This window comes from Nocardia sp. CA-120079, from assembly GCF_050955745.1.
In the GTDB taxonomy this organism is placed as follows: Bacteria; Actinomycetota; Actinomycetes; order Mycobacteriales; family Mycobacteriaceae; genus Nocardia.
In genome coordinates this window covers 7,029,694-7,050,683 of the sequence record NZ_CP192088.1, presented here as the reverse complement: position 1 = coordinate 7,050,683, position 20,990 = coordinate 7,029,694, and the positions used below count along the sequence as shown (strand labels likewise).

At 65.6% G+C, this 20,990-nt stretch carries 20 protein-coding genes and 1 pseudogene; 16 read left to right on the top strand and 5 right to left on the bottom strand.

All coding sequences use genetic code 11. The annotated features are described in order from the left end of the window. Positions 1–9: 9 nt before the first annotated feature. From ACQPYR_RS32580 to ACQPYR_RS32570, 3 genes are all read right to left on the bottom strand, one after another. Complete coding sequence (locus tag ACQPYR_RS32580; RefSeq protein WP_433622685.1) at positions 10–504, bottom strand: YbhB/YbcL family Raf kinase inhibitor-like protein; 495 nt, start codon at positions 502–504, stop codon at positions 10–12. 123 nt (positions 505–627) lie between these two features. After that, on the bottom strand, positions 628–1,206 hold the full coding sequence (locus tag ACQPYR_RS32575) for a DUF2267 domain-containing protein (protein ID WP_433622684.1): 579 nt from the start codon (positions 1,204–1,206) through the stop codon (positions 628–630). Continuing rightward, a complete protein-coding gene (locus ACQPYR_RS32570) occupies positions 1,190–1,492 on the bottom strand; it encodes a WS/DGAT domain-containing protein (RefSeq protein WP_433622683.1) in 303 nt (100 codons plus the stop codon). Before ACQPYR_RS32570 ends, ACQPYR_RS32575 begins: the two co-directional genes overlap by 17 nt. 89 nt (positions 1,493–1,581) lie before the next feature. On the opposite strand from ACQPYR_RS32570, the gene ACQPYR_RS32565 reads away from it, so the two are divergent. The 7 genes from ACQPYR_RS32565 to ACQPYR_RS32535 are packed head-to-tail and all read left to right on the top strand — an operon-like array spanning position 1,582 to position 9,192. Next, positions 1,582–2,436, top strand: coding sequence for an alpha/beta fold hydrolase (locus ACQPYR_RS32565; RefSeq protein WP_433635307.1), 855 nt, complete (start codon positions 1,582–1,584; stop codon positions 2,434–2,436). Between the two features lie 14 nt (positions 2,437–2,450). Beyond that, positions 2,451–3,467 carry a VOC family protein gene (locus tag ACQPYR_RS32560; protein ID WP_433635306.1) on the top strand — a complete coding sequence of 339 codons (1,017 nt, stop codon included), beginning with the start codon at positions 2,451–2,453 and terminating at the stop codon, positions 3,465–3,467. Further along, positions 3,464–5,197 (top strand): bifunctional 3-(3-hydroxy-phenyl)propionate/3-hydroxycinnamic acid hydroxylase, encoded by a 1,734-nt coding sequence (locus tag ACQPYR_RS32555; RefSeq protein ID WP_433622682.1) that lies wholly within the window; start codon positions 3,464–3,466, stop codon positions 5,195–5,197. Before ACQPYR_RS32560 ends, ACQPYR_RS32555 begins: the two co-directional genes overlap by 4 nt. After that, positions 5,194–6,009 (top strand): 2-keto-4-pentenoate hydratase, encoded by an 816-nt coding sequence (locus ACQPYR_RS32550; RefSeq protein ID WP_433622681.1) that lies wholly within the window; start codon positions 5,194–5,196, stop codon positions 6,007–6,009. The genes ACQPYR_RS32555 and ACQPYR_RS32550 overlap by 4 nt, the downstream gene beginning before the upstream one ends. Further along, positions 6,006–6,956, top strand: a complete 951-nt coding sequence (locus ACQPYR_RS32545) for an acetaldehyde dehydrogenase (acetylating) (RefSeq protein WP_433622680.1) — start codon at positions 6,006–6,008, stop codon at positions 6,954–6,956. Before ACQPYR_RS32550 ends, ACQPYR_RS32545 begins: the two co-directional genes overlap by 4 nt. 23 nt (positions 6,957–6,979) lie before the next feature. Beyond that, positions 6,980–8,017, top strand: a complete 1,038-nt coding sequence (dmpG, locus tag ACQPYR_RS32540) for a 4-hydroxy-2-oxovalerate aldolase (protein WP_433635305.1) — start codon at positions 6,980–6,982, stop codon at positions 8,015–8,017. Positions 8,018–8,055: 38 nt separating this feature from the next. After that, the gene (locus tag ACQPYR_RS32535; RefSeq protein ID WP_433622679.1) at positions 8,056–9,192 is read left to right on the top strand and encodes an amidohydrolase family protein; all 1,137 of its coding nucleotides are present in this window, start codon (positions 8,056–8,058) and stop codon (positions 9,190–9,192) included. Here the strand turns inward: ACQPYR_RS32535 and ACQPYR_RS32530 are convergent, their stop codons facing one another. Then, a complete protein-coding gene (locus ACQPYR_RS32530) occupies positions 9,193–9,828 on the bottom strand; it encodes a TetR/AcrR family transcriptional regulator (protein ID WP_433622678.1) in 636 nt (211 codons plus the stop codon). Positions 9,829–9,986: 158 nt separating this feature from the next. Here ACQPYR_RS32530 and ACQPYR_RS32525 point away from each other — a divergent pair, with 158 nt between their 5' ends. From ACQPYR_RS32525 to ACQPYR_RS32515, 3 genes and pseudogenes are all read left to right on the top strand, one after another. Beyond that, complete coding sequence (locus ACQPYR_RS32525) at positions 9,987–11,297, top strand: bifunctional o-acetylhomoserine/o-acetylserine sulfhydrylase (protein ID WP_433622677.1); 1,311 nt, start codon at positions 9,987–9,989, stop codon at positions 11,295–11,297. A 41-nt stretch (positions 11,298–11,338) separates the two neighbouring features. Continuing rightward, a pseudogene (locus ACQPYR_RS32520) lies at positions 11,339–11,590 on the top strand (ATP-binding cassette domain-containing protein); the annotation flags it as partial. A gap of 177 nt (positions 11,591–11,767) precedes the next feature. After that, positions 11,768–13,063: an NtaA/DmoA family FMN-dependent monooxygenase gene (locus ACQPYR_RS32515; RefSeq protein WP_433622676.1), complete on the top strand. Its 1,296-nt coding sequence runs from the start codon at positions 11,768–11,770 to the stop codon at positions 13,061–13,063. 176 nt (positions 13,064–13,239) lie between these two features. Here the strand turns inward: ACQPYR_RS32515 and ACQPYR_RS32510 are convergent, their stop codons facing one another. Continuing rightward, on the bottom strand, positions 13,240–13,977 hold the full coding sequence (locus ACQPYR_RS32510; RefSeq protein WP_433622675.1) for a GNAT family N-acetyltransferase: 738 nt from the start codon (positions 13,975–13,977) through the stop codon (positions 13,240–13,242). A gap of 282 nt (positions 13,978–14,259) precedes the next feature. Between ACQPYR_RS32510 and ACQPYR_RS32505 the strand changes: the two genes are divergently transcribed. The 6 genes from ACQPYR_RS32505 to ACQPYR_RS32480 all read left to right on the top strand — a co-directional run bounded on the left by ACQPYR_RS32505 (position 14,260) and on the right by ACQPYR_RS32480 (position 20,982). Continuing rightward, positions 14,260–15,507 (top strand): LLM class flavin-dependent oxidoreductase, encoded by a 1,248-nt coding sequence (locus ACQPYR_RS32505; protein ID WP_433622674.1) that lies wholly within the window; start codon positions 14,260–14,262, stop codon positions 15,505–15,507. Between the two features lie 11 nt (positions 15,508–15,518). Beyond that, positions 15,519–16,874, top strand: coding sequence for an NtaA/DmoA family FMN-dependent monooxygenase (locus ACQPYR_RS32500; protein ID WP_433622673.1), 1,356 nt, complete (start codon positions 15,519–15,521; stop codon positions 16,872–16,874). Between the two features lie 132 nt (positions 16,875–17,006). After that, positions 17,007–18,233 (top strand): ROK family transcriptional regulator, encoded by a 1,227-nt coding sequence (locus tag ACQPYR_RS32495; RefSeq protein WP_433622672.1) that lies wholly within the window; start codon positions 17,007–17,009, stop codon positions 18,231–18,233. Between the two features lie 309 nt (positions 18,234–18,542). Next, complete coding sequence (locus ACQPYR_RS32490) at positions 18,543–19,439, top strand: ABC transporter substrate-binding protein (RefSeq protein ID WP_433622671.1); 897 nt, start codon at positions 18,543–18,545, stop codon at positions 19,437–19,439. Beyond that, complete coding sequence (locus ACQPYR_RS32485; RefSeq protein WP_433622670.1) at positions 19,436–20,284, top strand: ABC transporter permease; 849 nt, start codon at positions 19,436–19,438, stop codon at positions 20,282–20,284. Before ACQPYR_RS32490 ends, ACQPYR_RS32485 begins: the two co-directional genes overlap by 4 nt. Continuing rightward, positions 20,260–20,982 carry an ABC transporter ATP-binding protein gene (locus ACQPYR_RS32480; RefSeq protein WP_433622669.1) on the top strand — a complete coding sequence of 241 codons (723 nt, stop codon included), beginning with the start codon at positions 20,260–20,262 and terminating at the stop codon, positions 20,980–20,982. The genes ACQPYR_RS32485 and ACQPYR_RS32480 overlap by 25 nt, the downstream gene beginning before the upstream one ends. Positions 20,983–20,990 lie beyond the last annotated feature (8 nt).

Here is a 20,990-nt window from a genome sequence, read left to right as displayed (position 1 = left end):
GCGGGTGGATCAGGCGGCGAAGAGGCCGACCAGGGTGCCGCTCGCGATGACGTGGTCCGTGATGGCGGAGCGGACCACGTCGGCCGTGGTTTCCTTGGTGAATCCGGGCTTTCGGTCCAGGGCGTAGAGGCGGAAGAAGTACCGGTGTGGCTGGTCGCCGGCCGGCGGTCGCGGACCGCTCCAGCCGATTTCGCCGAAGTCATTGGGACCCACGACGGCCATGGGCGGCGGCGCGTCCGCCCGGACACTGGTCGCATTCGGCGCGATGCCGGTCATCAGCCAGTGGGTGAACGGGCCGCCCGGTGCGTCCTCGTCCTCACACAACAGGACGAGCTCTTCGGCGTCGTCGGGGATGCCACTCCACTCGAGCGGCGGGACAACGTTTCCGCCGTCATAGGAGTAGCGGTCCGGAATCGTCGCGTGGTCGGTGAACGCGGCACTGTGCAGGTCCGCGCGGGCCGGCGTCCGTTGCACGTCGGATCGCTGGCTGGTGGGATTCGCCATAGTTTCCTCCGGTCGATCGATGGTTCGGAAGCTGCCTCGGAATCGGAGAGGTTCGCGCTGATCTCGTACTCGCCGAGCAGCGTCAATGTGCGGGTTACCGCTGGACTATCTGTTAAACCGTGGCTAATAGACGGCCTCGTATTTACCGGTCTGATCCGATGACATACCGGCCAGCCGCTGATCGATGCGCGCGAGCGTATCCGAGAGTGACTCGACCGACCGTTCCAGTCGATCCAACCGGTCGGCCGTATCGTGCCTGGCCGCCTTGGGTGGGGCCGTTTCGGGGGATAACAGGAGCTCGCGCAGTGCGGGTGGCAGTTGTTCGAGCGCGTGCTCCAGCGTGCCCGGGGAGAACCGGTCCCGCAGCGCCGCGCTCAAACAGGTCACCGTAAATGGCACATCGCCGTCGGAGATCGTGGCCTCCTTGGCGAAGAGCTGGACGAATTCGGATTGGTCGTAGCGTTTCGGAACGTCGCTCGGACGCCAGCCCTCGTAGTAAATGCCGCGCAACAGCTCCGGGAGCTGTGCGCCGAGATGCGCTGCCGCATCCACCGTCAGACGGTCACGCACCGTATGCAACCACGCGCGGAGCGCGCGGTACGCATAACGGCGATCACTGGTCCCCAGGCACTCCATAACGGTGTCGAGCCAGATTCGCGCTGTCTGTTCGGTGTGGGCGAATGGGTCACCTCCGCGGTTCATTTCGCCTTCCCTTCGGTCTCGTGAATCCACTTCCCAGGGTAGGCCGATCGAACCCGTCATATGTGTCATAACCGCAGCTCACGCCTATCCGGCCAGCCTGCGCGAGCGACAGGGGATACATCTCGACCATCCGCGCTCCGGCGAGATAGAGCGGTCGGTCGGGACCCGGCACGTTCGACACGATCAGGTTGAACGTCGGCGGCACGTGGGCGATGAGGTGCTTGCGTCGTTTCGGGCGACTCACGGTATTCCCCCTTCGGGCGCCTACGCGCTCGACGTACCTCATTCTGATGTTTTCATCATTTCCTCTTGACAGAGATAGTGATCGTCACTGATGATTTCATCAACAACGTCGTGGAGGTAACTGTGACAAGCATCGACAAGGGGGTCGGCGCCGGACGGACGGTCCGGGTCGGCCAGCGTGAGGTCTTCTTCAGTGAGGCTGGATCCGGTCCCGCTGTGGTGCTGCTGCACGGTGGCGGGCCGGGCGCGAACGGATTGTCGAACTATTCGCGCAATATCGAGGGGCTGGCACAGCGGTTCCGCGTGATCGTGCCGGATATGCCGGGCTACGGCCGCTCCTCGAAGGTTGTCGATCAGTCCGACCCGTTCGGCGACCTCGCGCGGGCGGTCGGGGGTCTGCTGGACGAACTCGGCCTGAACTCGGCGCACCTGGTCGGCAACTCCTACGGCGGTGCCGCCGCGCTGCGGTTGGCGATGGACCGGCCGGAAAAGGTCGGCCGAATGATCCTGATGGGCCCCGGCGGTGTCGGTTCCACGCGCGCACTGCCGACCAAGGGTCTGCAGGAGTTGCTCGCCTACTATCCGGGTGACGGACCGAGCCGGGAGAAGATCACCCGGTTCATCCGCGAATACCTGGTGTTCGACGGCGCCGCGGTGCCTGATGAGCTCATCGAACTGCGATTCCAGGCCAGCATCGATCCCGAGGTGATCGCGAATCCACCGCTGCGCCGTCCCTCCGGACCGCTGGCCCTGCGGACGCTGTGGCGGATGGATTTCACCCGGGACTCCCGGCTGAGCGAGGTGGCCCATCCGACCCTGGTTATCTGGGGCGCCGATGACAAGGTCAACCGTCCCGCTGGCGGCCGAATGCTGGCCGATGCGATGCCCAACTGCGACCTGTACCTGGCGGCCAACACCGGGCACTGGGTGCAGTGGGAACGTGCCGAGCTGTTCAACACTCTGGCGACCGCATTTCTCGAGGCATAGCGGTGAACGATTTTCTGCGCCCGAACACCGATGCCTCGGTGTTCGGCTCGGTGCACATGGGATACGTTGCGGTGCAATCGAATCGGCTGCCGGACTGGCGCCGCTTCGGTGCCGAGGCGATCGGCATGCACGTGGACGAGGTCGACCGCGATGCGCTGCGCATGCGGCTGGACGAGCACACCTGTCGATTCCTGATCGAGCGCGGGTCGGCCGAGGATGTCACCGCAGTGGGCTGGCACATCGATGACCACGAGACCTTCGACCGCATCATCGCCCGGGTGACCGATCGCGGTGTGCCGGTCGTCGAGGGCACTGTGGAAGAGGCCGCGTTGCGTGGCGTGGAGCGACTCTGGCGCTTTCCTGGCCCGAAAGGTATTGCGCAGGAGATCTTTACGGCCCCGATCGCCACATCGGAACCGCTGCGGATGCTCAGCTCCGGATGGGTGACGGGAGAGGCCGGAATGGGCCATATCGCGATAATTTCGCGCCAACCCGAAGCGATGCGCGGCTACTACCACACGGTTTTCGACTCGCGACTGAGCGACTACATCGATGAGAACGTATCCGGGGTGAAGATGAAGATCCGTTTTCTGCGGGTCAACGAGCGGCACCACTCGATCGCCATCGCCAATATTCGCGGCGTGAAGATCGATCCGATTCGAACCCGGGTGCAGCACATCAATATTCAGTCCGCGACGCTCGACGACATGCTCGCCGCATTCGGGCGGGTCACCGACCTCGGCTTCCGCATGGCGTGGTCGGTCGGTCAGCACACCAATGACCGCGAATTGTCCTTCTACTGCGTGACCCCGTCCGGCTTCGAACTCGAGGTCGGCTGGAATCCGGTGGTGATCGGCCCGGAACTCGAATCCACCTGGGAACCAACGACTTACCAGGGCATCAGCATCTGGGGCCACAGCACTGTCGGTGAGACGGTGCTGGACAAATTCGCCCAGTTCCGCCAGGCATTGCGGAGCGCGACCACACCGGAGATCACCGTTCCGCAACTCGCAGGAGGACTTTCGCGATGAGCACGACCGACTACGACGTCGTGGTCGTCGGCCTCGGCCCGACCGGCCTGACGCTGGCCAACCTGCTGGGGCGGCGCGGCGCGCACGTGCTCGTCCTGGAACGCGAACCGGAATACTACGGACTCGCGCGCGCGGTCTACACCGACGACGAAGGCATGCGCATCTTCCAAACCGCCGGTACGGCAGATGAACTCGCGGCCGATATGAATGTCGACTCCACCGTGCAGTGGGTGCGCGCAGATGGCCGGGTGCTGGTGCAGTTCCATCAGACCGACCGTCCGCTGGGGTGGCCGGTGGTCAATTTCCTATACCAGCCCTACCTGGAGAACACCCTCGAAAGTGCGCTCGGGCGTTATCCGCATGTCACCGTCCGCCGTGGTCGCGAGGTCGTCGATTTCGACCAGGACGAAGCCGGCGTGAACATCGAACATGCCGAGTGCCGGGGCACCGGATACGGCAACCGCGCACCGGATACCGACCCGCGGACCGCCGAGCGGGTGCGCGCGAAGTTCCTGGTCGGTTGCGACGGCGGGCGCAGTGTGGTGCGCACCGAGCTCGGTATCGATATGACCGGGACCAGCTTTCCCGAGCGCTGGCTGGTGGTGGACCTGAAGGCCAAGGACGGGATCGACGCATTCCGGCATCTGCCGTACTTCAACTTCGTCTGCGATCCGGCAATGCCGGTCGTGTCCTGCCCGCAGCCGAATGGGCATCACCGCTTCGAGTTCATGCTGAACGAATCGCAGACCAAAGAAGAGATGGAAGATCCGGACAACGTCCGGCGGCACATCGCGCGCTATGTCGATCCGGACGAGGTCGAGGTGTTGCGCAAGCTGGTCTACACCTTCAATGCCGTGGTCGCCGACCGGTGGCGGGACGGGCGGATCCTCATCGCCGGTGACGCCGCGCATATGACGCCGCAGTTCGTCGGACAGGGCATGAACTCCGGGGTGCGCGATGCGGACAACCTGTCGTGGAAGCTCACCGCAATCCTCGAACAGCGTGCGGACCTGCGGGTTCTGGACAGTTACGAGTCCGAACGGCGGCCGCACGCCAAGGCGATGATCGATTTCTCGGTACTGAACAAGAACATCGTCTCCTTCGACAACAAGCTGGTCGCGGCGGCCCGGGATATCGCACTCACCACCGCGCTGCGAACGCCCGGCCTGGGCGGCTGGATTCGCGCCGCGAAGATGAAACCGGCTCCACGCTTCCGTCGCGGCGCCTACCTGGGCCTACCCCGGCGCGGGCTGCGTGGCGTCGAGGGCACGCTCGCCCCGCAACCGGATGTACGGACTTATGACGGACGGCATCGGCGGTTCGACGATGTGCTCGGCCTCGGGTTCGCGGTCGTCGGCAATGGGGTCGACCCGCGCGCCGTGCTCGGCGCCGACGACTTGGCGAGGTTGCGGGCCCTGGGCACTCGTTTCGTCACCGTGTATCCGCTCGGCGGGCGACCGCAGGGGGAACCCGGTGACGGCCGAACCACCGGCGATGACTACGCCGATATCGAAGACCACACCGGCACCTTGACCCGCTGGTTCGCCAGGGCGAGCGTCGGGACCGGCGGCCTGGTGCTGCTGCGTCCGGACAAGTTCGTCTTCGGTACCGCCGGTGCCGGGCGCGGCGCGTCCTTGATCGCCGAGCTCTTCCAGCAGCTCACCGGATCGCTTCCGGCACCGCCGCAATCGGATTCGGTCCCGACCCGCCACTTCGAGGAGGCTCGATGACCTCAACAGTGACCGATTCACCGGCCGTGCGTGCCGCCGCCGCACGTCTGTCCGGCGCCACGACGACCGGAGTGCCGATCGCGCCGGTCCGAGACCTCATCGGTCCCGACGACGTCGAACTGGCATATGCGGTGCAGCGCATCGGTGTCCAGCGGCGGGTGGCCGCCGGCGCCAAGCTTGTCGGACGCAAGATCGGACTCACCTCACCGGCGGTCCAGCAGCAGCTCGGGGTGGATCAGCCCGACTTCGGCGTGCTGTTCGAGGATATGAATGTCACCGAAACGCCTGTGGCACAACGGCCGCCGCTACTGCAACCGAAGATCGAGGCCGAACTCGCCTTTGTCCTGTGCGCCGACCTCGACGACGAGCAGTTGGATGCGATCAGCGTGCGCGGGGCGGTGGACTACGCGGTCGCCGCATTGGAGATCGTCGACAGCCGCATCGCGGACTGGGATATCAGTTTCGCCGACACTGTCGCCGATAACGCGTCCAGCGGATGGTTCGTCCTCGGCACCGAGCGGCTGTCGCCGGCCGAGTTCGAACCGCGCGAGATCGCGATGAATATGGCGATCGACGGCGAAATCGTCTCCACCGGAACGGGTTCCGCGTGCCTCGGCGATCCGCTCAACGCACTGGCCTGGCTGGCCCGCACCGCGCGGGACTTCGGCGACCCGCTGCGCGCCGGTGAGATCGTCCTGTCCGGTGCGCTCGGACCGATGGTTGCCTTGCGTCCCGGTGCCCGGGTTCGGTCCGAATTATTCAGTGGCACACAGGCACTCGGTTCCGTCGACTTCACGCTGGAGGAAATATGAGCCGCACCAAAGTGGCCGTCATCGGCTCGGGCAATATCGGTACCGACCTGATGTTCAAGGTGCTACGGCTGTCGGAAACCCTGGAAGTCGCCGCCATGGTCGGCATCGACCCGGACTCCGACGGCCTGGCCCGTGCCGAACGGCTGGGCGTCCCGACCACCGCGAGCGGTGTCGACGGACTCATCGCCATGCCGCATTTCGACGAGATCGACATCATTTTCGATGCCACCTCCGCCGGTGCGCACCGCGCCAATGCCGCCGCGTTGGCGCCGCACGGGAAACGCCTGATCGACCTGACCCCGGCCGCGATCGGTCCCTTTGTCGTGCCCGCGGTCAACCTGGACCAGCACCTCGACGCCCCCAATGTGAATATGGTGACCTGCGGTGGCCAGGCCACCATCCCGATCGTCGCGGCGATCTCCCGGGTCACCGACGTGCCCTACGCCGAGATCGTCGCCTCGATCGCCTCCAAATCCGCCGGACCCGGCACCCGCGCCAATATCGACGAATTCACCGAAACGACCGCGCAGGCGATCGAAGCGGTCGGCGGCGCGGCGCGTGGCCGGGCGATCATCATCCTCAATCCGGCCGAGCCGCCGCTGATCATGCGCGACACCGTGCTCGCGCTGATCGGCGATCCGAATCCGGAAGCCCATGCGGCCGTGCGGGAATCGATCGAAGCGATGATCGCCGAAGTCGCCGCCTATGTGCCCGGCTACCGACTCAAGCAGGACATCCAGATCACTCCGGCCACGCAGTCGGAAACTCTTGTCGGCGATACCGCTGTCACGCATCAGATCTCGGTATTCCTCGAAGTCGAAGGCGCGGCGCATTATCTGCCGTCCTACGCCGGAAATCTCGACATCATGACCTCGGCCGCGTTGCGCGTCGCCGAACGCCTTGCCACAGCACCCGTTTCGGTGCCGATCCGGGAGCGTGTCCGATGAACACAGCATCGCACAGCGATTCGATGAGGGGTGGTGGCCGGGTGGCGGGTGGGCCGGAAGTCTTTTTGCAGGATGTGACGCTGCGCGATGGTATGCATGCGCTGCGCCACCGCATCACCCCGAAAAACGTGGCCGTCGTTGCCGCCGCGCTGGATGCCGCGGGAGTCGACGCGGTGGAGGTCGCGCACGGCGACGGTCTGCACGGCGGCAGTCTCACCTACGGGCCGGGCAGCCACACCGATTGGGAGTGGCTCGAGGCCGCCGCCGGCGCATTGCGCTTCGCCCGGCTGACCACACTGCTGCTCCCCGGTATCGGCACCATCGACGATCTGCGCCGCGCCTACGACCTCGGGGTGCGTTCGGTGCGGGTGGCCACCCACTGCACCGAGGCCGATATCTCCGCCCAGCACATCGCCTACGCCCGCGAACTCGGCATGGACGTCTCCGGCTTCCTGATGATGAGCCATATGAACACCCCCGCCGGGCTCGCGACACAGGCCAAGCTCATGGAAGCCTATGGCGCACAGTGCGTTTACGTCACCGACTCCGGCGGGCGGCTCACCATGGACGGTGTCCGCAAACGCGTGCGCGCCTACCGGGCCGTGCTGGACGCGGAGACCGAGATCGGTATCCACGCGCATCAGAATCTGTCACTGTCGGTCGCCAACAGTGTCGTCGCCGTCGAGGCAGGCGTGACGCGCGTGGACGCCTCGTTGGCCGGGCTCGGCGCGGGGGCGGGCAATACACCGCTCGAGGCATTCGTCGCGGTCGCCGATCTCCAAGGCTGGGAGCACGGTGCGGACCTGAACCGGCTCACCGACGCCGCCGACGATCTGATTCGCCCGCTGATGGAGCGACCGGTGCAGGTGGACCGGGAAACGCTGACCCTCGGCTACGCGGGGGTCTACTCGAGCTTCCTTCGCCACGCCGAAAAGGCCTCCGCCACATACGGAATCGACGTGCGGACGCTGTTGACCGAGGCCGGACGCCGCGGTCTGGTCGGCGGGCAGGAAGACATGATCGTCGATATCGCACTCGACTTGACCGCTGTGGCGGGATGACGGGGGACTGCTGTCATGAACACGAAAGGTGAAGTTCTGTGAACGGTCCTCGTGCAGAGGCCCCGCTGGCGGTCAGTCGTCGGCGTGCCCTCGGTGGCGTTGTTGCCGGCACGTTCGGTGCGGCTGCCGTCGCAGCGCTGCCGAGCGCCTATACCGCACCGGCCCGCGCCCAGCAGCCCGCGCCGTCGGGCACCTACCGCATCGACCTGCACGCGCACTTCCTGCCACCGGATTACCGTGCCGCACTGCTGGATCACGGTCACCTCACCATCGGTGGCTACCCGACACCGCAGTGGTCCCCGGAGGCGGCGGTGGCCTTCATGGACTACTACGGCATCCAGGCCCAAGCACTGTCGGTATCGGATCCGGGGGTGTCGTTCCTGGCCGGTAAAGAGGCCAGCGATATGGCCCGCTACTGCAATACCTATGCCGCCGGTCTGTTCCGGTCCGATCCCACGCGGTTCGGCGCATTCGCCGTGCTGCCGATGCCCGATATCGCGGCCTCGATCACCGAGGCGATCTACGCGCTGGACGAACTGCACCTCGACGGTGTGATCCTGCTGTCGGCCTATGACGGTGTCTACCTCGGTGATCCGCGCTTCGAACCGCTGATGATCGCGTTGAACCAGCGCAATGCCTACGTCTTCGTGCATCCTGCCGCCATTCCGGATGCGGCCAAGCCCAAGCTGCCGCTGCCGGACTTCCTGGAGGAGTTCACTTTCGACACGACGCGCGCGGCGACCATGATGATGGTCACCGGAATGACCCAGCGGTATCCCAACATTCGCTTCCAGCTCGCGCACGCGGGCGGGACCGTGCCGTTCCTGTCCTGGCGCATCAGTGTCGCGTCGCAAACGGTGCTGGGCGAGCTGTGGCCGCAAGACCTGCCGAATCCGTCGGTGCTCGATATGAAGAACCAGATCTCGCGGTTCTACTACGACACCGCGCTGAGCGGTTCGGCGGCCGCGATGGCCGGCACCCTCGCCGTGACCAGCCGTGACCACATCGTCTTCGGTTCCGACTGGCCCTTCAGCGCACTCACTCTCCCGCAGAGCGGTTCGCACGATCCCGCGCCCGGACTAAGCGAGATCTTCGACGCCGACCAGCGCATGGAGGTCGAACACCACAATCCGCTGCGGCAGCTGCCGCGACTGGCCGCAGCGGTCAACGGCTGATCACAGCTGGGGCTGCGGCGGCAATTCGCTGGATACCAGCTTCTGCGCCGAGCGCTTGTTCATACCGAACATCCGCAGCACATGCAGGGTCATCTCGTCGGTGAGCGCCCCGGCGTCGGCGTCGGGCCGGGCGTCCAACAGTTGCAGCAGTCCAAGCAGCGCCCCGCCCGCGGCCATCAGCGCCATATCGGGGTCCATTGGCTCGAATCGGCCCGCCTCCTGGGCGGCCATGATGTCGCGGCGGGCCCGCGGGCCCAAGCCCTCGTCGCGCAGCAGCACCGACGTACCGGAATTCAGGATGACCCGCACGCCCTCCGGGATCTGGCGCTGCAGCCGCCCGGTCATCCGGAAGCTCACCGCGAATACCTCGGCGGGATCGTCGTACATGGCGACGATCTCGTCGCGCATCTCGCTGTAGATCTGCAGTACCGACCGCACGGCCTCGTCGAACAACTGCTCCTTGGACTGGAAGTGGTTGTAGAACGAGCCGAATCCGACATCGGCGGCATCGGTGATCTCCTGGATGCTGACCGCGGATCGCCCCTCCGACAGGAACTTCCGTGCCGCCCCGAGCAGCGCATTGCGCGTCCGCTCACGCCGCCTGTCGATGCGGTTGCCCACCACGCCTGTCACCATGTCCTCTTTCCCATTGATTCCGTTATCAGAATCGTATCTGATAAAAGAATCAGAGTCGATCGCGACTATGGTTTCGGGCGCTGCCCGCGGGCCCGGATTCGGTTCCGGCTGAATGTAATGCTCGACGCCATGCCGGGCGCTTCTTAGTGTCCGTTGATGTGACCACCAGCGACCAGACCCAGGCCGACCCGAGCGCCGACTGGAGCTTCGAGACCAAGCAGATCCATGTCGGACAGGCGCCGGACGGCACGACCAATGCCCGCGCGCTGCCGATCTACCAGACCACTTCCTACACGTTCCGGGATACCGCGCACGCTGCGGCGCTGTTCGGTCTCGCCGAGCCGGGCAATATCTACACCCGCATCATGAACCCGACCCAGGATGCCGTGGAACAGCGCATCGCGGCGCTGGAGGGCGGTGTCGCGGCGCTGCTGCTGGCCTCCGGACAGGCCGCGGAGACCTTCGCGATCCTCAATATCGCCGGTGCGGGCGATCACATCGTGTCCAGCCCGCGGCTCTACGGCGGCACCTACAACCTGTTCCGCTACTCGCTGCCCAAACTGGGCATCGAGGTCAGCTTCGTCGACGATCCGGACGATCTGGACCAGTGGCGCGCGGCGATCCGGCCGAATACCAAGGCGCTGTACGGCGAAACGATCTCCAACCCACAGAACCACATCTTCGACATTCCTGGCATCGCCGAAATCGCCCATGCCGCAGGCGTTCCGCTGATCCTCGACAATACCGTCGCGACGCCGTATCTGATCCAGCCGCTCGCCCACGGCGCCGATATCGTGGTGCATTCGGCGACCAAGTATCTGGGCGGCCACGGTGCGGCCATCGCGGGCGTGATCGTCGACGGCGGCACCTTCGATTGGACCGGCGGCCGATTCCCCGGCTTCACCACGCCGGACCCGAGCTACCACGGTGTGGTGTACGCCGACCTCGGCGCTCCCGCCTATGCCCTCAAGGCCAGGGTGCAACTGCTGCGCGATCTCGGCTCGGCTGTCTCGCCGTTCAACGCCTTCCTGATCAGCCAGGGTCTGGAGACGCTGAGTCTGCGGATCGAACGGCATGTGCAGAACGCGAAGGCGGTGGCGGACTTCCTCGCGGCCCGTCCGGAGGTGACCTCGGTGTCCTACGCCGGGCTGCCGTCCTCCCCGTGGTACGAGCGCGGCCGCACCCTCGCGCCCAAGGGCGTCGGCGCGGTGATCGGCTTCGAATTGGCCGGTGGGATCGATGCGGGTAAGCGTTTCGTCGAGGCGCTCACGCTGCACAGCCATGTCGCCAATATCGGCGATGTGCGTTCGCTGGTGATCCATCCGGCCTCGACCACCCACTCCCAGCTGACTCCGGAAGAGCAGTTGGCGGCCGGTGTCACCCCGGGTCTGGTCCGTCTCGCGGTCGGCATCGAGGGGATCGATGACATCGTCGCCGATCTGCGCGGCGGATTCGCTGCCGCTCAGTAGTCGACGTGTCACCCACTGCCAGTCGTGCCGCCGGGGTCGCATTGCGCGGCCTCGGCCGCAGTTTCGGCGCCCACACCGTCCTGCGCGATATCGAATTGCAGATCGCGCCGGGTGAGGTGATCGCGCTGGTCGGTCCGTCCGGCAGTGGGAAATCGACACTGCTGCGGGTCATCGCCGGGTTGGACGAGCCGACCGAGGGCGAAGTCGTGCTGGACGGTCGGCCGATGCGCGGCATCGACCCGCGCTGCGCGGTGGTTTTCCAGGAGCCGCGACTACTGCTTGGGCGGTCCGTGAAGCAGGAACCTCCAACCGGCAAGGTTGGAATCCCCCGGCTTCAGCCGTGAGGAGGACGTCAACGACAGCCGGTTCTGAAAGCAACCAGGTCGCTTTCCGAATCCGACCGGGCGGACTTGCATTCGATCTGATCGCAAACCTGTTCTGCGGGAGCGTAATACGGTTGTCTCGAGCAAATGAGCTCTGTACGACGTCGGCCGTTGAAAACAGTTACCGGAGTCAGCGGCGCGGTGAGCGTCTATGCGGCCGCGATCGATCCGCGTGAATCGACGGTCGCGTCCTCGATCGAAATCGCGAAAATCGCCGAAGCAAACAAGTTCGACGCCCTGTTCGCCGCCGACCTGCTGAGCTTCGGCGCACAGGGAGCGATCGGCGCGCAGGAGCCGCTGATCTTGCTGTCCGCATTGAGCGCGGTGACCTCGCACGTCGGCTTGATCGCCACCGTGACCAGTACCTTCCACCACCCCTACAATCTCGCCCGGCTGTTCGGAACGCTCGACCATGTGAGCAACGGCCGCGCCGCTTGGAACGTCGTCACATCCTCGGTGGGTGAGGAGAACTATGGCGATCAGGAGCTGCCGAGCCCGGAGCAGCGGTATGCGCGTGCGACCGAATCACTCGAGGTGATCAATGCGCTGTTCGACAGCTGGGAGCCGGGTGCGCTGACACCCGACGGCAACGGTGGCGCGGTCCTCGACGCGACCAAGGTGCGTCCGATCGAGTATGCGGGGCAATACTTCACGGTGCGCGGTCCGCTCAATATCCCGCCGTTGCCACAGCGCCGACCGGTCCAATTCCAGGCCGGTCAATCGGCGGGCGGAATCGAGCTCGGCGCGCGGTTCGCCGAGGTGGTCTTCACCTCGCTGCCGACGCTCGAAGATGCGGTGACCTATACCAAGACGATTCGCGCCCGCGCGACGGAACTCGGTCGCGCACAAGGCTTACCACTGATCATGAGTTCGTTCCATGCGACTTATGGGGCAACGGAAGAAGAGGCGCGCCGGCTGGTCCGGGAGGCGGCCGAGGCGACAGACTTCGATGCGGGCCGAATCCAATTGGCCGATATGTTCGGCGGCGGTATCGACCTTTCGGAACTTCCGCTGGATCGGCCGATCCCGGAAACGCTGCTACCGGAACCGAATTCGGTGAATCGTCGTCGCGGGCGGGTGGAGATCTTCACCAAGCTGGCGGCATCGGGTCGTACGCTGCGTGAGCTGATCATCGCTGCGAAGGATACCGGGCACTGGGCGGCGGCCGGAACGCCCGAACAATTGGCTGATGCTGTCGAAGAGCGTTATCGCGCAGGGGTTCTCGATGTCATCTCGCTGGGCGGCCTGGCCGATGCCCGAACTCGGGATTTCGTCACCAATGGACTGCTGCCCGAATTGCGCCGCCGGGGAATCGTCGGAAACGACTATGTCGGTGGCACTTTCCGCGAGAACCTGGAACTCCCCCCGCTACCTGAGCCTTGAATACAGGAAGTCGGCTAGCGCCGTGTCCAGACAGCTTCTGCCGTATCGCTGCTCGGCCCGGGATCCGTCGAGCGTAGTCGAATGGTGGTCGCCTGCGGCGAATTCGACCGCCATATCACTGCGCTCGGCGAGCCGCCGGAGGCGGATAGCGCAGCACAAGCAAGCTGGACGCGGCACTAATTCGGCGTCGATGCGGAGACGGTGGATGATGGTGCCTGCACGAGGGTCAACAACGAACGCTTGCGCAGGGTGAATCCCAACGTCTCGTACAGACTTATCGCCGTCGCATTGTGGGCGACGGCGTGCAGGAACGGTGTTTCGCCGCGCGCCCGGATGCGTGCGCCGACCGCCCGGGTCAATCGGGAGGCGAACCCACGGCCGCGGAATTCGGCATCGGTGCACACGGCGCTGATCTCGGTCCAGCCCGGCGGGTGCAGGCGCTCACCCGCCATTGCCACCAGCTTGCCGTCCACCCGAATCCCTAGGTAGGTGCCCATTTCGATGGTCCGAGGCGCATAAGGGCCGGGTTCGGTGCGGGCGATCAGCTCCAGGATCTCCGGCACATCGGCGGCGGTGAGGACCTCGAGTTCCGGATCGTGGGCGACGCGTAGTCCGGTGCCGTCCATTTGTACCGAACCGAATTCGTTCAGCACGGTCCACCCATCCGGCGGCACATGGCCGTAGCCGCGCAGTGCGGTGCTGCCGCTCGGTCCGAGCAGGGTGGCCAGATCGGACCAATCCTGTTCGTCCAGTACGGGCGGATGGCCGATGAATCTGGCGACGTCCGGGTCGTAGCGGCCGATGCGGCCCACCCAGCTGGCGAAGCGGCGGTGCTCGCCGCGCAGCGATGCCCGCACGGGATCGTCGAGCGGGTGCAGTGCAGTATTGATGTCGATGGTCGACTCGGTGGTCATCGCGCAGTCCTCCGCAACAGGGTCCGACCTGAGAACGTTAGCGAGGCGCACGAATGTCGGCACCGATTGTGCTCAGCGGAATTTCTATCCGGTGGTAGTCGACTCGCAGCGTATTTCCCCGCGCTCGAGCTGATCTCAATCGTTGACACCACCAGGTCGGTTCGCCACGAATATCGCCTGGCCACGCCATATTCGGTCTGCGCGGAGTCGGACCAGGCAGCGCAGCGTCCGGTCGGAGTCGACTACGCCCGACGCACCAGCGATTGCGCGCGTTGGGAGGACATGACATTCGCGAATGCACAGGAACGGGAGACGATGGCACCGAAACAACTACATCTCGGCGTCGCGCTCGATGGAGCAGGCTGGCATCCGGCCGCGTGGCGGGAGCCGAACTCCCGACCCGCCGAGCTGTTCAGCCCCGGCTACTGGACGGATCTGGTCGCCACCGCGGAGCGCGGCCTGCTGGATTTCGTCGGCATCGAGGACACACTGCGGGTTCCGGGCACGCCGCACGAGCCGTCCGATGACGCCGTCGACCAGGTCAGGGCCCGGATCGATGCCAATCTGATCGCCGCGCGAGTCGCGCCGGTCATCCGGCACATCGGGCTCATCCCGACCGTGACCGTCACCCATACCGAACCGTTCCACGTTGCCAAATCGATCGCCACCCTCGACTACACCTCACGTGGCCGGGCGGGCTGGCAGGTGCGGGTATCCAGCAGCGCCGAGGAGGCCGCGCACTTCGGCCGTCGCGAAGTGCACGAACTCACCGCCGCCGATATCGCGGAAGCTGTTGCGTCGGGAGTCTTTCCGAGTCAGGTGCACGATCTGTTCGACGAAGCCGACGACGCGGTCGAGGTGGCGCGGCGGCTGTGGGACAGCTGGGAGGACGATGCGGAGATCCGCGATGTGGCCGCCCGCCGCTTCATCGATCGAGACAAACTGCACTACATCGATTTCGAGGGCCGCTTCTTCAGTGTCCGTGGGCCATCCATCACACCGCGTCCGCCCCAGGGGCAGCCGGTGGTGGCGGCGCTGGCGCACGGTCCGCTGATCTACGAATTCGCCGCTCGCTCAGCCGATCTGGCCTTCGTCACGCCGAGTCGCGAGGCCGGTCCCGGCGCGATTCTGGAGCAGGTCGCGGCTGCGGCTGCGCGAGTGGAGCGCTCGGGCGAACCGCTGCGGGTCTATGCCGATATCGTCGTATTCCTCGATACCGGCGAAGCGACCGGTCCGCAGCGACTGGCGCGGTTGAACGAGCTCGCCGGTGCCGAATTCACCTCGGATGCCGGGATTTTCGCGGGCAGCGCCGAGGACCTCGCCGATCTGCTCATCGAATGGAGCGAGCAGGGCATCGACGGCTTCCGGTTGCGGCCGGGTGTCGCGGTCGATGACCTCGCCGCTATCGCCGACCGGCTCGTTCCCGCCCTGCAACGTCGCGGTGTGTTCCGCACCGGCTATCCGGATGGTTCGCTGCGCGCGCTGCTCGGCTTGCCCACCGACGTTCCCAACCGTTACGCGACAGCCTGAGCGAGGTCAGCATGAGTACTCCACGTAAGCAGGTCATCCTGGGCGCCTACCTCGGCGGGGTCAACCACCACACCGCCTGGTGGCATCCCGAGGCGGGCAGCCAGATCGATTTCAGCAGTTTCGAACACACCGCCCGCACCGCCGAACGCGGCAAATTCGACTTCTTCTTCCTCGCCGAAGGTCTCATCCTGCGCGAACGCGCTGGCAAGATCTTCGATCAGGACATCATCGGCCGCCCCGATACCTTCACGGTGCTCGCCTCGATCGCCGCGGTCACCGAACATCTCGGGCTCGCGGGCACGATCAACGCCACCTTCAATGAGCCCTACGAGTTGGCCCGCCAGCTCGCGAGCCTGGACCACCTGTCCGGCGGTCGCGCCGCCTGGAATGTGGTGACCTCCTTCGACGCCTTCACCGGCCAGAACTTCCGCCGCGGCGGCTTCCTCGATCCGGCGGACCGCTATGTGCGGGCCGAGGAGACACTGAATGCCGTTCGCGTCCTTTGGGATTCGTGGGACGCCGCCGATATCGTCGCCGACAAGGAGTCCGGCCGCTTCCTAGCCCGCCCCGATGCCGGAGCATTCGCCTTCCACGGCAACCAATTCGATATCTCCGGGCGATTCACCGTGCCGCGTAGCCCGCAGGGTCGGCCGGTGATCCTGCAGGCAGGTGTCTCACCGCAGGGCCGCGCCTTCGCCGCCGCCAATGCCGACGCCATCTTCTCCCCGTACGGCAAGCTGCCGGAGGCCGCGGACTTCTACCGCGATATCAAGGCGCGCGCGGTCGCGGCGGGCCGTGCGGCCGACGACATCAAGATCCTGCCGTCGGCGAGTTTCGTGCTGGGCGATACCGAGGACGAGGCCATCGAGAAGTTCCATGCGGTGCGCAACGAGCAGGTCACCGGACAGACCGCGCTGATCCTGCTGGAACAGATCTGGAACCGGGACCTGTCCGGATACGACCCGGAGGGCCCGGTACCCGATATCGATCCGGATCCCGATGCGCCACCGATTATCCAGGGGCGCGCCTTCGTGCATCAGGACCGGTTCGCCACGGTTGAGCGCCTGCGCCAGGTCGCCGAGGCGAAGAAACTCACCCTGCGCGAGGTCGTGATCGATCAGTTCGAACGCGGGCCCTTGGTCGGCACTCCCGCTCAGGTCGCCGAGCAGATCGACACCTTCGTCCAGAACGACGGCTCCGACGGCTTCATCCTCGGCTCGCATCTGGTGCCATGGGGCATCGATGAATTCGTCGACCAGGTGGTGCCGCTGCTCCAGGACCGCGGCGTGTTGCGCACCGAATACACCGGAACCACGCTGCGCGACAACCTCGGTCTGCCGAATATCCGGTCCACGGTGTCGGCCTGAATTCGGCTGCCGCTCTCGCTATCCGGATCGAGGGCGGCAATCGGGTTCGGACAGCGCCAGGTCGGACGGAAGCGGTAAGAAATTCGAGTGATGCCGCCCGGGCGCGTGCTCAGAATCGGCTCGAGCGCAAGGGTGTCGTTCGGGTCGGGCGGGGTCGATGATGTCCCGGTCGGGTTGACCGAGGGTGAGATGACGGTGGTGGCTGGGGGCAATAGTGCGGGGGCGGTCTTGCGTGCGGTGCTCGGGCAGGGGACGGCGCCGCGTAGTGAGATCGCTCGGCTGGCGGGATTGTCGCCCGCGACGGTGACCACGCAGGTGCGTGCGCTGCGGACGGCGGGTTTGCTGACCGAACTGCCGGAGACGGCAGGGCCGGCCGGGATGGGCCGTCCGCATTCGCCGCTGATGTTGAATGTCGCGGGCAATGTGGTGATCGGGGTGCATATCGCCGCCGAGCACACCACGGTCGCCGTACTGGATATCGCCGGGGCGGTGCGGCTTTCGCATCGGGTGCCGCATATCAGCCTGGATCCGGACGCGATTCTGGCCGCCGCTGCCGCCGAAGTGTGTCGCCTGCGGGGTGAATTGACCGAACGCGTACTCGGTCTGGGGGTCGCGATCGGCGGCTGGGTCGACACCTCCGCCGGTGCGGTCGTCGACCACGGCACCCTACCTTGGCGAAATGTCGCTGTGCGGCAGTATCTTTCGGATGAAACCGGTCTTCCGGTGACCTTGGACAGTCATACGCGCGCCCTCGTGCACGCCGAGCAGTTGTTCGGACATGCGCGCGATGCGGCGGCGACGGTGGTGCTGTTCGCGGGCAATGTGATCGATGTGGCGTTCGCGGTGCACGGGCGCGTGCACTACGGCCCGCGCTCGGCCGCGGGCGCGATCACTCGGCTGGTCGCCGGCGAGTCCGCGGAGTCGGCGCTGGCGGAATGCGCCGATCGCGCGCTGGTGGCCCGCGCGCAGCGGGCGTCGCTGCCGGTGCGTGGTCTCCGGGATCTCATAGAGGTCGCGGGCTGGGACGAAACGGCGCAGGCGCTGTTCGTGGAACGGGCGACGGTATTGGGTCGGGTGGTCGCGGTCGTGATCGACCTGCTGGATCCGGACGCCGTGGTGATCGTCGATCCGGCCTTGGTTCGGGTGCCGGGCGTGCGTGCCACCTATCTCGATGCGGTGCGACGGTTCTCGGCGTGTGAGCGTCCCGAGGAGGTCATCACTGGATCGTCGTTCCTCGGACATGCGCTCGAGACCGCCGCGGGCACCGTGGTGCTCCAGCAGCTGTTCACCGACCCACTCTCGGTGGTCACCGCCGCCGCGCCGGGGGAGGTGACGCCGCTGTCGGACGCGCGACTTTGATTCGCAGTTATTTTAAGTCGAACGAATGTTGCCCTACCGCAATGTCTTCCGTCAAAGTCGATACATGGAAGATCACACAACCGCGATCCGGTTCGAATGCCTCGCCTGTCATCGCCCCTCGGATTCCCTCAATGCTTTCCAATACAGACGAATCAGGAGCGAGCGATGCGATCCGCCATATATGGATTAGGGCTCCTGGTAGCGACAGCGCTTTTCATCAGCGGCTGCGCTACCCCTGACGGCGGAGATACCGCTCTTTCGGCCGCACTGCCGACCAGTGTGCCACCGGGCACCAAACTGTCTATTTCGGTGAATACCACCCGTGTCGCCCTCGAGGCTTCCGGTCAGTCGAATACGTTGCCGTTCACCGTTTCCGAATGGCCCGTCGTGTCCGCGGGGCCGGATGTCATTCAGGCTTTTCGCGGTGGCGCACTGGACGTGGCGAGCAATGCGGGAATCCCGCCGATCCACGCCCACGCCACCGGTGTGGACGCGAAGATCGTCGGCGTCAAGGTGCGCTCCACCCCGATGTATCAGCTGGCGACCGCCCCGAATTCGGGTATCAACACCCTCGCCGACCTGCGCGGCAAGCGAATCGGCTTCTCACCTGGGCAAGCGCAGGGCGTGGTGGTGCTACGTACGCTGCAGGCCGCGGGCATCGGCTTGAACGAAGTCAAGCTGGTGGAATTGAACAGTCCGCAATTCCTGACCGCATTACAAGGCAAGCAAATCGACGTCGCACCGCTCGCGGAGCCCTCGACGACGAAATATCTCGCCCAGTACGGTGCTCAGGGCGCACGCGCCATTGCTACTCCCGCAGTGGACGCACTGACCATCCTGTGGACGCCGACGGCGGTGCTGCAGGACTCCGCGAAACTCGCCGCCGTCACCGAATTCGTGAAAATCTGGGCGCGCGCCGATATCTGGGCCTGGGAGCATCGAGATCAATGGCTCGACGCGTATTACGTGAAGGATCAGAAGGTTTCGGCCGAGGACGGCAGGCGGATCCTGAGCACGGTCGAAAAGCCCTATTACCCATCGAATTGGGATGACGCGATCAAATGGGAACAGGAAACCATCGAGCTGGTCACCCGCTCCGGTTACTTCGGTAAGAGTTTCGACGCCGCCGCGTTGTTCGATCGGCGCTTCGAACATATCGCCAACGAGGCGGTGCCCGCGCAGTACCGGACCAAGGAGTCGCAATGACACTCGCATTACCGCGCACCGCACTGTCGATACCGAGGACCGATGAGGGGTTCGTGGCTCGACGTCGCCTGCGCCGACTCGGACTGCGCAAACCGGTGCCGTTCGCCCGTCTGCTCGGTGTGGCCCTGGTGCTGGCCGCATGGACGGCGAGCATCCATTTCGGTCTACTGGACGAACGCAAACTGTCCGCGCCCTGGACCGTGCTCGAGACCGGCTGGGACCTGTTCCGCGACGGCACACTCGGCGAGAATGTCGCCGCCTCGCTGCGCCGTGCGGCCTTCGGCCTCGGCGTCGGTGTGCTCGTCGGTACGGTGCTGGCGCTGCTGGCGGGCCTTTCCCGCCTGGGCGAGTCGCTGATCGACGGCCCCCTGCAGGTCAAGCGGGCCATCCCCACCCTCGGCCTGATTCCGCTGATGATCCTGTGGCTCGGCATCGGTGAGACGTTCAAGATCGTGCTGATCACCTTCGGTGTGCTCGTCACCATGTACCTGCAGACCCACGCCTCGCTCACCACCATCGACAAGCGATTCGTGGAACTGTCGGAGGTGCAGGGGGTTTCGCGCTGGGATTTCATCCGCCGGGTGGTCATCCCCGGCTCCCTGCCCGGATTCTTCCTCGGGCTGCGACTGTCGGTCACCGGCTCCTGGCTGGCCCTGGTTGTCGTCGAATCCGTCAATGCCACAGACGGATTGGGCAAGCTCATGAGCAGCGCCCAGAACTACGGACAAGCCGATGTCATCCTGTTCTGCCTGCTCATCTACGGCGTATTCGGACTGATCTCCGATGCCGGTATCCGTCTGCTCGAAGGCAAGGTGCTGTCATGGCGTCGCACGATCGCGACCTAGGCGTCCGGACCCGGGACCTGGTCCGCTCCTTCGGGGACCGGACCGTCCTGGAGGAGATCACGCTGACCATCCCGCCGGGCCAATTCGTCGCCCTGCTCGGCCGCAGCGGTTCCGGTAAGAGCACGCTGCTGCGGGCCTTGGCCGGGCTCGATCACGATGTCCAGGGTTCCGGGTCACTGCGTGTACCTGCGAAAACCGCTGTGGTATTCCAGGATTCGCGATTGCTGCCCTGGCAGCGGGTGCTGGCCAATGTGCTGTACGGGCAGCCGCGCAACCACCGCGAAGCCGGAAAGTCCCTGCTGTCGGAGGTCGGGCTGGCCGGACGCGAACGCGCCTGGCCGTCGGAGTTGTCCGGCGGCGAACAGCAGCGGGTGGCGCTGGCCCGAGCCTTGGTCGGCGCACCGGACCTGCTGTTAGCCGACGAACCGTTCGGCGCGCTGGACGCGCTGACCCGCATCAAGATGCACGAATTGCTGCGCGATCTGATCCAGCGCCACACCCCGACCGTCCTGCTCGTCACCCATGACGTGGACGAGGCGATCACCCTCGCGCAGCGGGTGCTGGTGCTCGACGCCGGCCGCCTCACCGTCGACCTACCCATCGAACTGCCGGCCGAGCGCGATCCGGGCCAACCGGAATTCCAGCGCATCCGCCGCACCCTACTGACCGCGCTCGGCGTCGTTCCGGCCGGAGTCTGAAAAGGAAT